The sequence below is a fragment of the Aestuariivirga sp. genome, assembly GCF_020252405.1.
In the GTDB taxonomy this organism is placed as follows: Bacteria; Pseudomonadota; Alphaproteobacteria; order Rhizobiales; family Aestuariivirgaceae; genus Aestuariivirga.
Genome location: NZ_JADCDA010000069.1, coordinates 1 through 12,725, shown reverse-complemented (window position 1 = coordinate 12,725; position 12,725 = coordinate 1). Strand labels below are relative to the sequence as shown.

The window sequence follows — 12,725 nt, the reverse complement described above, 5'->3', positions numbered from 1 at the left end:
ACGACTCCGGGAAGCCGGAAAACCCTTCAAGGTCGCCCTCGTCGCAGCCATGCACAAGTTCCTCACCATCCTCAATGCCATCATGCGAGACAACACGGAGTTCCGCCACAGCTACTGAAAATCGACAGTTGCTTGTCCCGGCGATCCTTTTGCGGCTGGCGCAAAGGATGCCCGGGACAAGCCCGGGCTTGATGATGGCGGTGAAACTCCCGTCAAAATCCCTCAATTGTCCTCCGCCACATCCCGCGATAGTCTCACTCCCCACAACAAACGGGAGACGACGACAATGGCTGAGAGAAAACCGGGTTTTGACACGCTGGCGCTGCATGCCGGCCAGGCCCCTGACCCAGCGACCGGCGCGCGCATCACGCCGATCTACCAGACCACGGCTTACGTCTTCAACGACGTGCAGCACGCGTCCGATCTCTTCGCGCTCAGGGCCTTCGGCAACATCTACACCCGCATCATGAACCCCACCCAAGGGGCGCTCGAAGGCAAGGTCACCGCCCTCGAAGGCGGCACCGCCTCGCTCGCGGTGGCGTCTGGCCACGCCGCCCAGCTTCTCGCCTTCCACACCATCATGCAGCCGGGTGACGAGTTCGTGGCCGCCCGCCAGCTCTATGGCGGCTCGATCAACCAGTTCAACCACTCCTTCAAATCCTTCGGCTGGCACGTGGTGTGGGCCGATGGCGACGACCTCTCCTCCTTCGAAAAGGCGATCTCGCCCAAGACCAAGGCGATCTTCATCGAATCGCTCGCCAACCCCGGCGGCCGCGTGATGGACATCGAGGGTGTGGCCAAGATCGCGCAGAAGGCAGGAATCCCCCTCATCGTCGACAACACGATGGCGACACCCTATCTGTGCCGTCCCATCGAGCATGGCGCCAACATCGTGCTCCATTCGCTCACCAAGTTCATGGGCGGGCATGGCAACTCCATGGGCGGCGTCATCGTCGACGGCGGCAATTTCGACTGGTCGAAGTCCGGCCGCTATCCGCTGCTGTCGGAGCCCAACGGCTCCTACCACGGCCTCAAGCTGCACGAGACCTTCGGCAACATCGCCTTCGCCATCGCCGCGCGCGTGCTGGGCCTGCGTGACCTGGGTCCGTCGATTGCGCCGCTCAACGCCTTCCTCATCCTCACCGGCATGGAAACGCTGGGCCTGCGCATGCAGCGCCACTGCGACAATGCGCTGAAGGTGGCCGAGTGGCTTACGAAGCACCCCAATGTCTCGTGGGTGAATTACGCCGGATTGCCGGACGACAAACATCATGCGCTGCAGCAGAAATACTGCCCGAAGGGCGCGGGCGCCGTCTTCACCTTCGGCCTCAAGGGCGGCTATGAGGCTGGGGTGCGCGCCGTGTCCTCGGCCAAGCTGCTCTCGCATCTCGCCAACGTCGGCGACACCCGCTCGCTCATCATCCACCCGGCCTCGACGACCCACAGCCAGCTCAACCCTGACCAGCTCAGGCTGGCGGGCGCAAGCCCTGACGTCGTTCGCCTGTCTGTCGGGCTGGAGGATGTGGAAGACATCATCGCCGACCTCGATCAGGCAATCTCGTAACGCGCCGTCTGTCTATTTTCCCCGCCCCCACCCGCGCGGGGGCGGGGAATATCCTCCGCCGGAGCATGTTCTCATCGATCAGGCGAGTCCACCCGATCGGAACATGCTCCATCTCTTTGTTTGGTCGCATTTTCGACGGTCAACCGGTGTCCACTTGACCTGAACTTGCGTTAAACCCGGACTTCCCTCAGCGCCGTCACGCGCTCGCCCCGGAGCGCGCAGTGCAGGCTCCAGATCGCCGCGGCGAAGACCAGCATTGCGCCGCCCTGGTGCGCGAGGCCCAGCCACAGCGGCACCGCCCACAGCAGCGTCCACACGCCAAGCGCCACCTGCCCCAGCACGGCCAGGAGCAGGATCAGGTCCGCGCGGCTCCTCCCCGCATAGGCCTGCGCGGCCACGAGGAGGAAAATCGCATAGGCAAGGTTGCGGTGATTGAACTGCACGGTCAGGGCATTCTCGAACATGTTGCGCCACCATGGCTCGGCGGCGAACAGGCCCCTGGGCACCACCGCGCCGTCGATCAGCGGCCAGCTGTTGTAGCCGAAGCCCGCGTCGAGGCCCGCGACGAAGCCGCCTGCCGCAATCTGCAGCAGAACCAGCGCGGCGATCAGCAGCGCCAGCCACTGCCGCCCCGTCTCCGGCAAATGGCGTTTCAGCCCCAGCCCGAAAGCCACCCACAGAATTCCGCCATAAATCAGGGTGGCAAGCGAGAGATGGGCGGCAAGGCGATACTGGCTCACGTCCACCCGACCGACGAGGCCGGAGGCCACCATGTACCAGCCGAGCGCCCCCTGCAGGCCGCCGAGCACGAAGAGCACGCCGCAGCGGATGGCGGTGCAGCGGTTGAGCGCCCCCGTCACCGCGAAATAAGCGAAGGGCAGGAAGAAGGCGAGGCCGATCACCCGGCCAAGGAAGCGGTGCGACCATTCCCACCAGTAGATGAACTCGAACTCCGCGAGCGACATCCCCTTGTTGATCTGCTGGTATTCGGGAATCTGCCTGTACTTTTCGAATGCGTCCAGCCACTGGGCTTCCGTCAGCGGCGGAATGGCGCCAAGGAGCGGCTTCCATTCGGTGATGGACAGTCCGCTGTCGGTGAGCCGCGTGGCGCCTCCCACGATCACCATGCAGAAGATCAGCGCCGCCATGCCGAGGAGCCATGCCCTGACATAAGGCATAGCGGCGGTCTGGCGGAAATTCAGGGTTTCAGCAGTCATCCAGGCGAAATACGTCGGAGCCGCCCGGCGGTTCAAGTGATGAAGCGCCGCAGTGGGGGGCGCTTGCGTCCAACCCGGCCAACCCCTATCCAGCCCCCCATGAACATCCGAACCCGCAAGGCCATCGGCACCATCGCCACCGTCCTGTTCATCGTCGTCTATTCTCTGGCGATGATGACGGTGGGCGGCATGCTGGTGGTGGGCCGCGGCATGGCCTTCGAGCTGCCCTTCTACATCGTGGCGGGCCTCGGCTGGCTGCCCGTTGTCATGGCGATTATCCGCTGGATGTCGCGGCCCGACACCGCCTGAGGTTCAAACCGGCAGCAGCCGCTGCCGGCGCGCCAGCCTCACTTGAGCGCCAGCCTCACTTGAGCGCCGGCGTCTCGTCGTTCACCAGGGGCAGGGCGCCGTCGTTGTCATTTTCGGCGAAGGCCTCAACGGCATCGGTCCTCGGCCATTCGAAGCGCAAGCCCGCGATGTTGACGCCGTTCCGCCCACGGTCGCAAACGTCGATCACATTCACCAGCTGCCGCGCTCCGTCGCGGTCGATCCTGACCGCGATGTCTCCCTCGACCCCGATGTCGCGCAGGGCATCAACGAAGCCGAGCGAGGCCTTGAGGAGGCCGGCCAGGCGGGCGTCCAGTTCGCCGGACATGTGCAATCCTTCCACTGCCGTGTTGAGAAAGAATTTACCGTCACTGGCGGATGAAAACATCCTGAAACTTTTTTGTGCAGTCGTTTTCATCCGCCTATGGTGAGGATAAGTGGTTAATCTGCAATGGTTTTCCGCAGTGCTTCGGCGGAAAGAGCTTCCCGTCCGGAAGGCCAGAGAGCATGATCCGCAAAAGTGGAACTCAGTTTTGCGATAAGATCATGCCCAAGCTTATGATCCGGCGCGGCCTGCACTGACTGGCGGCAGGCTCCGTCCCGGACAACAAAAAAGGACCGGGCATTTCCACCGGGTCCTTGTTTTTAATGGTCGGAGCGACTGGATTCGAACCAGCGACCCCTATCCCCCCAGAATAGTGCGCTACCGGGCTGCGCTACGCTCCGACACCGGGCCGCTCTAGCATTCTTCCGGCCGCGGCGAAAGCCTTATTCGCGCCCCATGCGTCCTTGCGACGGATCGAGAATCCGCCGCGCATCGCCAAGGTCCCGCAAAGCCGCGCGCAGCATGTCGGCATGGCTTTCGGACAGGCGGTTCACCACAACCCGCACCTCGCCCAGCGGCAGCAGCGGCTGGACTGGCGCCCCCGCCGCCACCGGGGCCGCAACGGGCTTGCCGTCCTTCAATCGTGGCGCCGGCTTCGACATGCCGGGCGGCGGGGCGGACGCCATCTCGCCCTCGCGCTTCCTCGGTTCGATTTCGCCGCGGCCGACGCCTGCCACATAGGCGGCGCCATCCTCCTTGAGGATCTTCTGCACACCGCGGATGGTGTAGCCTTCCTTGTAGAGAAGGCTGCGGATGCCCTGCAGCAACTCCACGTCAGCCGGGCGGTAATAGCGCCGCCCGCCAGCCCGTTTCATGGGCTTTATCTGGGCAAACCGGGTTTCCCAGAAGCGCAGCACATGCTGCGGCACATCCAGTTCCTCGGCCGCCTCGCTGATGGTGCGGAAAGCGTCGGGAGATTTTTCCACCATGCGGCGTCCCTCCTTGAGATGCGGCGTGCCGCGAAAACCTAAAGCATTTTCAGGTCAAATGGACACCGGTTGACCGTCGAAAATGCGACCGAACAAAAAGATGGAGCAGGTTTCGAGTCCACTGAACCGAAACCTGCTCTAGTCTTCCTCGGAGCCGCCTTCGAGGCCATTGATAACGTTCTTCATCACCTGGCTGGGACGGAACACAAGCACACGGCGGGGGGTGATCGGAACTTCCTCCCCGGTCTTCGGGTTGCGGCCGACACGGCCGTTCTTCGAGCGCACCATGAAGGTTCCGAAGGACGAGAGCTTCACCGTCTCGCCGCTGACCAGATGCTCCGACATCATGTCGAGCATGCTCTTCACCAGATCCGCCGACTCGCTGCGCGACAGCCCGATATGGCGGTGGACAGCTTCACTGAGATCGGCGCGGGTGAGAGTCTTGCCAGCCATTCTGAATCCCCTGCAAGAATTTGGAAACTACGGTGCGCCCAACCGCCGGTCAACAGGAAAAATCGTGTAACTCAAGGGGTTACGGCTGAAGCTTCAATAGCGGGCCAGAACCGCGCCCCAGGTGAAGCCGCCGCCCATGGCTTCGAACAGCACAAGATCGCCCTTCTTGATCCGGCCATCCTTCACCGCCACGTCAAAGGCCAGCGGAATCGAGGCAGCGGAGGTGTTGCCGTGCTTGTCCAGCGTCATGACAATGCGGTCCTCGCGGATGCCGAGCTTCCTCGCCGTGCCCTCGAGGATGCGGCGGTTGGCCTGATGCGGCACGAACCAGTCGACCTCGCCGGGCGTCACATGCGCCAGCTTCATCGTCTCGTCCATGACCGATGCAATATTGATGACGGCATGCTTGAACACCTCGCGGCCTTCCATGCGCAGGTGGCCCACCGTCCCGGTGGCCGAGGGTCCGCCATCGACATAGAGCTTGTCGCTGTACCGCCCGTCGGAGCGGAGGCGGGTGACGAGAATGCCCGGGCTCTCCGGCGCATCCGGATGCTGCTCCGCCTTCAGCACCACCGCACCCGCGCCATCGCCGAACAGCACGCAGGTGCTCCGGTCAGTCCAGTCAAGGATGCGCGAGAAGGTTTCAGAGCCGATGACCAGCGCGCAGGCCGCCTGCCCCGCCTTCAGCATCGCGTCCGCCACGCCCAGCGCATAGACGAAGCCGGAGCACACCGCCTGAACGTCGAAGGCCGCGCCCCTCACGATCCCGAGATCGGCCTGCACCAGCGTCGCCGTGGCGGGGAACGTGTTGTCCGGCGTCGCGGTGGCGAGGATGATGAGGTCTACCTCCTCCGCGGCCACGCCCGCGTGCTCCAGCGCGCGCTTCGCGGCAAGCGCCGCCAGCGTGCGCGTCGTCTCGCCCTCGCCGGCGATATGGCGGGACTTTATTCCGGTTCGCTCGACGATCCAGTCGTCGCTGGTATCGACGATCTTCGACATGTCGGCATTTGTCATCACGCGCCGCGGGAGCGCCGATCCGCATCCGGCGATGACGGACCTGGTCACGGTCTTCGGGAGGTCGTTCATGGGCTGGCTTCCGCTGGGGCCTCTGGCTGTTTCAGCAGTCCTGTCATCAGTTCCACGTCGGTCTTGATCTTGCTCACGAGGTCGTTGCGCACGATCTCCAGCGCCACGTCGATCGCCGTGGCGAAGCCCAGCGCATCGGTGCCGCCGTGGCTTTTCACCACCACGCCGTTGAGGCCGAGAAATACGCCGCCATTGTGCTTTCTGGGGTCCATGCGGTCCTTCAGCGCCGCGAAGGCGCCCCGCGCCAGAACGGCGCCGATCCTGGACAGCAGCGTGCGCTGCAGGCAGAGGCGGAGATAGGTGGAGAGCTGCTTGGCCGTGCCTTCCGCCGCCTTGAGCGCAATATTGCCGGTGAAGCCCTCGGTGACGACGACGTCCACCGTGCCCTTGCCGATATCGTCGCCCTCGACGAAACCCATGTATTCGATGGGAAGCCTCGATTCGCGAAGGATGCGGCCCGCCTCCTTCACCTGCTCCTGGCCCTTGATCTCCTCAACCCCGACATTGAGCAGGCCCACCGTGGGCTTGTCGAGGCCGAGAAGGCAGCGCGCCATGGCTTCGCCCATCACCGCGAATTCGACAAGCTGGCTTGCGTCAGCGCCGATGGTGGCGCCCACGTCAAGCACCACGCTCTCGCTCCTCAGCGTCGGCCATATGGCGGCGATGGCCGGGCGCGAGATGCCGGGAAGGGTTTTCAGCACAAAGCGGGCCATGGCCATCAGCGCGCCGGTGTTCCCGGCGGAGACTGCCGCCTGGGCCTCGCCCGCGCGCACGGCATCGATGGCCAGCCACATGCTGCTCTTGCCGCGGCCCTGGCGCAGCGCCTGGCTGGGTTTGGCGTCCATGGTCACGAACACATCCGTATGGCGGATCTCGGCGCGCTGCCTGAGCTTGGGATGGCGCTCAACCAGCGGGGCCAGGCGGCTGCGGTCACCCACCAGCAGGAAGCGCAGCCCGGGGTGGCGCTCGGCGCAGAGTGCGGCCCCGGGAATCACCACCTCTGGGCCGGTGTCGCCGCCCATCGCATCCAGCGCAATGGTCAAATGTCTCTTTGCTGTCAAAGTCTTGCCGATACCCGCCCGTCGCACCCCAAAGACGGGCCGAAGCCCGCCGCACAGTGGTTAAGGGCTTAAGAGATTGGCTTGTGAAAGTCATTCCAAAAAACGGCAACACAGCGGTTTCCTAACGTCAACTGCTCTTTTTCACGGCCAGAACGGCGAAGGGCGAAGCGGCCTTTTCGGCAGCCCCATCGTCTTCCACATGGCCGGGGAAGGCCTCCCCCGGCCGCCGCGGATAGGGGTCGAGGTCGAGGGCCAGCGTCTGCGCCACCACCTCGCCGAGGTCGATCCAGCCATTGTCGATGGGGTCGGCATCGTCCTCCCGGTCATTGTCCACCACCGCGCCATGCGGCAGGAAATAGCGGGCGAGCGGCACCGAGACGGTCTCCCGGAAGGGCTCCAGGCTGATGACCGACACCTGCTCGAGATCCGCCGTGATGTGGCCCTCGAGCTTCATGCCGCCGCCGCGCCAGGGTGTTGCCCGGATCTCGGCGGACAGCGCATGGAGGGCCGGGATCTTGAAGCGCCTTGCCAGCGCCTCCAGTTCGCCGGGCTCAGCCGAGAGCTTTTCGGTGGAGCCGGGCTGGGGCACGCGGTCGACCTGCAGCGGGCGGGAAAACTCGATGTTCGGCGCGCGGTTCTTCATGGCGTGGGCTCCCTGAAACTGACCTGCCCCCCGGCAATGGCCTTTGCATCCTGCGCGGCCAAATGGCGGCGCTGGTCCCTCACATAGGCGGCGAGCGGCGCGGCGCCGGCCGCGCCGGGCTCGTCCGGGAAGACGTTGCGGCCAAGGGCGGCGGCAAGCGCATCCGCCTCGCCGGCCAGCGCCGCATCATAGGCCGCGACACGGCCATAGAAGACCTCCGCCATCTTGCGCACCTTCTTGCCCACCGACAGGTCCCCCACCCCCAATTCGCGGAGCGAATAATCCATGTCACGGAAGAATTCGTCCACCAGTTCCTGGCGGAATCGTGGCTCTACGCCCTTGAGCCGGTCAAGGACCAGGTAGCTGTGCAGCGCGATCATATCGAAGCGCCCGTCCAGCGTGTCCGCCACACCCCATCGCGCATAGAAGGCGGGGCGCCGCGCGGCAGCCACAATTGCCTCGTAACAGCGCCGTGCGGGTTTGGGCGACCGGTTGAAAAGTCGTTCCAGGATCATGTCATTGCAGCTTACTGAAGGTATGGTTTACCGGTGTCTTATACGATTCCGCCGGTCAGGGGATGAGGAACAAGCTTGCAGCCGATGCAGATATCCAAGATGCGCTTCGCCACCAGCCTTTTCGCAGCGGCAGGGCTCGCCTTTTTCCTGACCGGCTGCTCGCCGGATGTCGAGCACCGCGGCTATATGCCGAAGCCCGGCGCCTTCGACCAGATCACCACCGGCATGTCGAAGATGGAAGTCGAAGGCATCATGGGCACGCCATCGACCACGGCCTCGGTGCAGTACAAGGGTGACGGTTATTATTACATCACCCAGATCACCACCAGCAAAGCCTTCCTGACCTCGGAAACCGACCGCACCGTCATCGCCATCCGCTTCAATGAACAGGGCAAGGTGAAAAGCTATGCCCAATATGGGCTGCAGGACGGCCGGGTGATTGACATCAACACCAATGCGACCCCCGTCTACGGCGAGGACACGTCGATCATCAGCGCGCTGCTGCGCACCTCGAAGGGCGCGCGCACCGCCCCCATGCTCCAGGGCAAGATCTGAGGGGGAACCGCCCCATGGATCTCATTCGCGGGGGTGGCCGCGTCATGGACCCGTCGCAGTGGCGCGATGCCATCCGCGGGGTGGGCTTTGCCGGGGTCAAGGAGGCGGCCATCGCCGCGCACCCGGACAGCTCCACGGCAGCGGCGCGCTGTTCAGGGAATAACCCGCGGAGGTGACGCCCTTGCGCGTCGGCGTGGCGCGGCTCACGCGGACCGGCTTGCGGTTGAGCATGAAAAGATAACCCCGCCCGGATTTCTTCGGACGGGGCTCTGCCGTTCAGATCGCGGGGCTCAGTGCCCGGCCAGAACGGCCAGCAGCAGCAGCGCCACGATGTTGGTGATCTTGATCATCGGGTTCACGGCGGGGCCCGCCGTGTCCTTGTAGGGGTCGCCGACGGTATCGCCCGTCACCGAGGCCTTGTGGGCATCGGAACCCTTGAAGTGCTTGACACCGTGGGAGTCGACGAAGCCGTCCTCGAAGGATTTCTTCGCATTGTCCCAGGCGCCGCCGCCCGCCGTCATCGAGATGGCGACGAACAGGCCCGTCACGATCACGCCCATCAGCATGGCGCCCACGGCCGAGAAGGCCGCGGCCTGGCCGGCGATGGCGTTGATGACGAAGTAGACGACGATCGGCGAAAGCACCGGGAGAAGCGAGGGGACAATCATCTCCTTGATCGCCGCCTTGGTCAGCATATCCACGGCGCGGCCGTAGTCAGGCTTGTCCTCGCCGGTCATGATGCCCGGCTTCTCCTTGAACTGGCGGCGCACCTCGACGACAACCGACTGGGCCGCACGGCCCACCGCCGTCATCGACATGCCGCCGAACAGGTAGGGCAGCAGGCCGCCGAACAGCAGGCCCACAACCACCCACGGGCTCGACAGCGAGAAGTCAACCGGCACGTCCGCGAAGAAGGTCTTGAGGTCCTGCGTGTAGGCAGCGAACAGCACCAGCGCACCGAGGCCGGCCGAACCGATGGCATAGCCCTTGGTCACGGCCTTGGTGGTGTTGCCCACGGCGTCGAGCGCGTCGGTGTTGTGGCGCACTTCCTTCGGAAGACCCGCCATTTCGGCGATGCCGCCCGCATTGTCCGTCACCGGGCCGAAGGCATCGAGCGCCACGATCATGCCGGCGAGGGCGAGCATGGTGGTGACCGCCACGGCGGTGCCGAAGAGTCCGGCAAGGCCGTAGGTGACGATGATGCCGGCGATGATGACGAGGGCCGGAAGAGCCGTCGCCTCCATCGAAACCGCGAGGCCCTGGATCACATTGGTGCCGTGACCGGTGATCGAGGCTTCGGCGATGGAGTTCACCGGGCGCTTGCCGGTGCCGGTGTAGTATTCGGTGATCCAGATGATCGCCGCGGTGATGAGCAGGCCGACGACACCGCACCAGAACAGGCTCATCGGGGTGAAGGCCTTTTCCGGCGTGCCGAGCGCCACGTCCATGCCGCCGAACGCCAGGTTGATAACCGGGTAGAGTGCGATGAGCGAGAGCACGCCTGTGGCGATCACGCCCTTGTAGAGCGCGCCCATGATGTTGTTGGAGGCGCCGAGCTTGACGAAATAGGTGCCGATGATCGAGGTGACGACGCAGGCGCCGCCGATGGCGAGCGGCAGCACCATGCCGGCGAGCTTGAACTCGGCCGGAAGGGCGATCGCCGCGAGCACCATGGTGGCGACCGTGGTCACCACATAGGTTTCGAACAGATCGGCCGCCATGCCGGCGCAGTCGCCGACATTGTCGCCGACATTGTCGGCGATGGTGGCGGGGTTGCGCGGGTCATCCTCCGGAATGCCGGCCTCGACCTTGCCCACCATGTCGCCGCCGACGTCCGCACCCTTGGTGAAGATGCCGCCGCCGAGACGCGCGAAGATCGAGATCAGCGAGGCGCCGAAGGAGAGCGACACCAGCGCGTCGATGACGGTGCGGCTGGTGGGATCAAAGCCCAGCGTGTCCTTCAGGAAGCCGAAATAGAGGGTTACGCCCAGGAGGCCCAGGCCCGCCACGAGGAGGCCCGTCACCGCACCCGCCTTGAAGGCGAGGTCAAGGCCGCCCGCGAGTGACTTGGTGGCCGCCTGCGCCACGCGCACGTTGGCGCGCACCGAAACATTCATGCCGATGAAGCCCGCAAGGCCCGACAGGATGGCGCCGATGGCGAAGCCGATGGCCGACCATATGCCAAGCAGCAGCAAGGCGAGAATGAAGATCGCCACGCCGACGATGGCGATGGTGGTGTACTGACGGTTGAGATAGGCCTTGGCGCCTTCGCGCACGGCCGCTGAAATCTCCTGCATACGGGCCGAGCCGGCGTCAGCAGCCATAAGGCTGCGCGTCGTCACGATGCCGTACACGATGGAGAGCGCGCCTGCGAGCACGATCAGCCAGAGTGCAGTGGTCATGATAAACCCTTGTGTTTGTTCACGTTTCCCCAGAACCCCTGACACGGAATCATCCGCGTTTTCCCAGCCCCGGAAGGTGCGAGACGGTATGCCTGATCGAGGGCTTTGAGGCAACAACCAGAAAATCCCCACAGAAAGGCCAGTTCCGGCCCTAATTCCGGCTTAATTTAGGTTTATATTCCTTAGTTCGAGATGGCGGAGGGGTAACTTGAGAAACGGGCTTCTGGGGGTGCTGTTCGGACTGGTTCTGCTGGTGCTCGGCGTCTGGGCCCTGCCCCGGGGGCTGGAGGCTGCCCAGTTCCTGGCTGGCCCCCGCGATGAGGCCTCCACCGCATCCTACCTCCTCACCCACAAGACTGCTGACGATTACATCGCCGTTGCCGAGCAGGCGCTCGCCAGCAAGGACGAGGACCTCGCCGCCTCCATCGCCCAGCTGGCCGAAGAGCGCGGGGTATCCCTGCCCGAAGACCTCACCACCCGCATCACGGCGGCACAGGACGAGGCCTCCGCCCGGATGGGCAGCGATGCCTGGAACGGATTTCTCTCCGGCGATGCGCCCAACGAAGCGGCACTCGCGGGCGCCGTCGCCGCCGACCTCACGGGCGTTGGCGACGTGCGCGACCTCTATGCCCAGGCCTCGCGCTACCTCTCCGGCGAGGAGATCGACCCCCTGGTGATCGGACTTGCGACTGTCGGCCTCGGCCTGACCGCCGCCACGGTGGCGACATTCGGCGCCACGGTGCCGGAAAAGGCGGGCGTGAGCACGCTGAAGGCGGTGAAGCGCGCAGGACGCCTGTCACCGCTGCTGGCCCGCGAGGTTGGCGTGGTGGCCGCCACTGCGCTGGACGGGCAGGCGCTGCGGCTGGTGGGAACATCGGTGGCGCGCATGGACCTTGCCGCAGCGCGCGCGGCATCCGGCCGCGTATTGAAGGCCGAAGCCGTGAGCACGCTGAAGGGCCTCGGCGCGGACGTGGCGACGATCGGCGGCAATGCCGGATACCGGACCACGGTAGCCGCACTCGGCAGCGCGAAATCGGCGGAGGAGGTGGGCGTGATCGCAAGGCTCTCCGCCCGCTTCGGCACCGCGACGCGCGCCGTGATGGTGCTGGGCGGCGGCGTGCTGACCTTCGCCAGCATGATGACCACCGCCGTGGTGTGGTCGCTGTGGCTGCTGCTGTGGATTGCCGGCGTGACGTTCGGCGCAGCAAGGCTGGGGCGGCGGATCGGGCGGTGGATCTGGCCGAGGTCTGACGCGTCCCTTCAGCGCGCATGAACCGCCGCTCTCGTCTTCTCCCGCCTCAGCGGGAGAAGAAGGGACCCGGCGCGGCACGCGACGGGGAGATGAGGGGACGCGAGGTAACATCGCCAGACCGACTCGACTTCCCCTCACCTACCCCAACTTCGTTGGGGCCCCCTCCTCTCCCGCTGAAGCGGGAGAGGACGCTTCGGTCACGCCGCCTTCATCGCCTTGCGCGGACTTGATCCGCGCAACTCATGTCTTCTCCCGCCTCAGCGGGAGAAGAAGGGACCCGGCGCGGCACGCGACGGGTAGATGAGGGGACGCGAGGTAACATCGCCAGACCGACTT

14 protein-coding genes, 1 tRNA gene and 1 pseudogene are annotated in these 12,725 nt (G+C 65.0%); 6 read left to right on the top strand and 10 right to left on the bottom strand.

Annotation, left to right across the window (positions count from 1 at the left end):
* Window positions 1-118, top strand: a pseudogene (locus IOC69_RS10680) (IS110 family transposase); the annotation flags it as partial.
* Between the two features lie 168 nt (window positions 119-286).
* Window positions 287-1,564, top strand: coding sequence for an O-acetylhomoserine aminocarboxypropyltransferase (locus IOC69_RS10675; RefSeq protein WP_290543535.1), 1,278 nt, complete (start codon window positions 287-289; stop codon window positions 1,562-1,564).
* 170 nt (window positions 1,565-1,734) lie between these two features.
* Here the strand turns inward: IOC69_RS10675 and IOC69_RS10670 are convergent, their stop codons facing one another.
* Window positions 1,735-2,781, bottom strand: coding sequence for a COX15/CtaA family protein (locus tag IOC69_RS10670; protein WP_290543534.1), 1,047 nt, complete (start codon window positions 2,779-2,781; stop codon window positions 1,735-1,737).
* A 99-nt stretch (window positions 2,782-2,880) separates the two neighbouring features.
* Here IOC69_RS10670 and IOC69_RS10665 point away from each other — a divergent pair, with 99 nt between their 5' ends.
* Window positions 2,881-3,090, top strand: a complete 210-nt coding sequence (locus IOC69_RS10665; RefSeq protein WP_290543533.1) for a DUF2842 domain-containing protein — start codon at window positions 2,881-2,883, stop codon at window positions 3,088-3,090.
* Window positions 3,091-3,145: 55 nt separating this feature from the next.
* On the opposite strand, the gene IOC69_RS10660 is transcribed toward IOC69_RS10665, so the two are convergent.
* From IOC69_RS10660 to IOC69_RS10625, 8 genes are all read right to left on the bottom strand, one after another.
* On the bottom strand, window positions 3,146-3,436 hold the full coding sequence (locus IOC69_RS10660; RefSeq protein ID WP_290543532.1) for a hypothetical protein: 291 nt from the start codon (window positions 3,434-3,436) through the stop codon (window positions 3,146-3,148).
* A 321-nt stretch (window positions 3,437-3,757) separates the two neighbouring features.
* Window positions 3,758-3,834: transfer RNA gene (locus IOC69_RS10655), tRNA-Pro, on the bottom strand.
* A 42-nt stretch (window positions 3,835-3,876) separates the two neighbouring features.
* On the bottom strand, window positions 3,877-4,422 hold the full coding sequence (locus IOC69_RS10650; RefSeq protein WP_290543531.1) for a MerR family transcriptional regulator: 546 nt from the start codon (window positions 4,420-4,422) through the stop codon (window positions 3,877-3,879).
* A gap of 138 nt (window positions 4,423-4,560) precedes the next feature.
* On the bottom strand, window positions 4,561-4,875 hold the full coding sequence (locus IOC69_RS10645) for an integration host factor subunit alpha (protein ID WP_290543530.1): 315 nt from the start codon (window positions 4,873-4,875) through the stop codon (window positions 4,561-4,563).
* A gap of 93 nt (window positions 4,876-4,968) precedes the next feature.
* Window positions 4,969-5,940 (bottom strand): beta-ketoacyl-ACP synthase III, encoded by a 972-nt coding sequence (locus IOC69_RS10640; RefSeq protein WP_290543536.1) that lies wholly within the window; start codon window positions 5,938-5,940, stop codon window positions 4,969-4,971.
* 17 nt (window positions 5,941-5,957) lie between these two features.
* Window positions 5,958-7,004, bottom strand: a complete 1,047-nt coding sequence (gene plsX, locus IOC69_RS10635) for a phosphate acyltransferase PlsX (protein ID WP_290543529.1) — start codon at window positions 7,002-7,004, stop codon at window positions 5,958-5,960.
* A 145-nt stretch (window positions 7,005-7,149) separates the two neighbouring features.
* On the bottom strand, window positions 7,150-7,665 hold the full coding sequence (locus IOC69_RS10630; protein WP_290543528.1) for a DUF177 domain-containing protein: 516 nt from the start codon (window positions 7,663-7,665) through the stop codon (window positions 7,150-7,152).
* Complete coding sequence (locus tag IOC69_RS10625; RefSeq protein WP_290543527.1) at window positions 7,662-8,180, bottom strand: ubiquinol-cytochrome C chaperone family protein; 519 nt, start codon at window positions 8,178-8,180, stop codon at window positions 7,662-7,664. Before IOC69_RS10625 ends, IOC69_RS10630 begins: the two co-directional genes overlap by 4 nt.
* 84 nt (window positions 8,181-8,264) lie before the next feature.
* Here IOC69_RS10625 and bamE point away from each other — a divergent pair, with 84 nt between their 5' ends.
* Complete coding sequence (bamE, locus tag IOC69_RS10620; RefSeq protein WP_290543526.1) at window positions 8,265-8,735, top strand: outer membrane protein assembly factor BamE; 471 nt, start codon at window positions 8,265-8,267, stop codon at window positions 8,733-8,735.
* A gap of 14 nt (window positions 8,736-8,749) precedes the next feature.
* Window positions 8,750-8,911, top strand: a complete 162-nt coding sequence (locus IOC69_RS10615; RefSeq protein WP_290543525.1) for a hypothetical protein — start codon at window positions 8,750-8,752, stop codon at window positions 8,909-8,911.
* A gap of 114 nt (window positions 8,912-9,025) precedes the next feature.
* Here IOC69_RS10615 and IOC69_RS10610 read toward each other — a convergent pair whose 3' ends face one another.
* Window positions 9,026-11,137 (bottom strand): sodium-translocating pyrophosphatase, encoded by a 2,112-nt coding sequence (locus tag IOC69_RS10610; protein ID WP_290543524.1) that lies wholly within the window; start codon window positions 11,135-11,137, stop codon window positions 9,026-9,028.
* A gap of 208 nt (window positions 11,138-11,345) precedes the next feature.
* On the opposite strand from IOC69_RS10610, the gene IOC69_RS10605 reads away from it, so the two are divergent.
* On the top strand, window positions 11,346-12,410 hold the full coding sequence (locus IOC69_RS10605; protein WP_290543523.1) for a hypothetical protein: 1,065 nt from the start codon (window positions 11,346-11,348) through the stop codon (window positions 12,408-12,410).
* Window positions 12,411-12,725: the final 315 nt, after the last annotated feature.

Excerpts from the sequence above, each read along its gene's own strand:
- IOC69_RS10615 (WP_290543525.1), top strand. The coding sequence starts at position 8,750 with ATGGATCTCATTCGCGGGGGTGGCCGCGTCATGGACCCGTCGCAGTGG.
- IOC69_RS10670 (WP_290543534.1), bottom strand. The coding sequence starts at position 2,781 with ATGACTGCTGAAACCCTGAATTTCCGCCAGACCGCCGCTATGCCTTAT.
- IOC69_RS10630 (WP_290543528.1), bottom strand. The coding sequence starts at position 7,665 with ATGAAGAACCGCGCGCCGAACATCGAGTTTTCCCGCCCGCTGCAGGTC.
- bamE (WP_290543526.1), top strand. The coding sequence starts at position 8,265 with ATGCAGATATCCAAGATGCGCTTCGCCACCAGCCTTTTCGCAGCGGCA.
- IOC69_RS10625 (WP_290543527.1), bottom strand. The coding sequence starts at position 8,180 with ATGATCCTGGAACGACTTTTCAACCGGTCGCCCAAACCCGCACGGCGC.
- IOC69_RS10645 (WP_290543530.1), bottom strand. The coding sequence starts at position 4,875 with ATGGCTGGCAAGACTCTCACCCGCGCCGATCTCAGTGAAGCTGTCCAC.
- IOC69_RS10610 (WP_290543524.1), bottom strand. The coding sequence starts at position 11,137 with ATGACCACTGCACTCTGGCTGATCGTGCTCGCAGGCGCGCTCTCCATC.
- IOC69_RS10660 (WP_290543532.1), bottom strand. The coding sequence starts at position 3,436 with ATGTCCGGCGAACTGGACGCCCGCCTGGCCGGCCTCCTCAAGGCCTCG.
- IOC69_RS10675 (WP_290543535.1), top strand. The coding sequence starts at position 287 with ATGGCTGAGAGAAAACCGGGTTTTGACACGCTGGCGCTGCATGCCGGC.
- IOC69_RS10650 (WP_290543531.1), bottom strand. The coding sequence starts at position 4,422 with ATGGTGGAAAAATCTCCCGACGCTTTCCGCACCATCAGCGAGGCGGCC.
- IOC69_RS10665 (WP_290543533.1), top strand. The coding sequence starts at position 2,881 with ATGAACATCCGAACCCGCAAGGCCATCGGCACCATCGCCACCGTCCTG.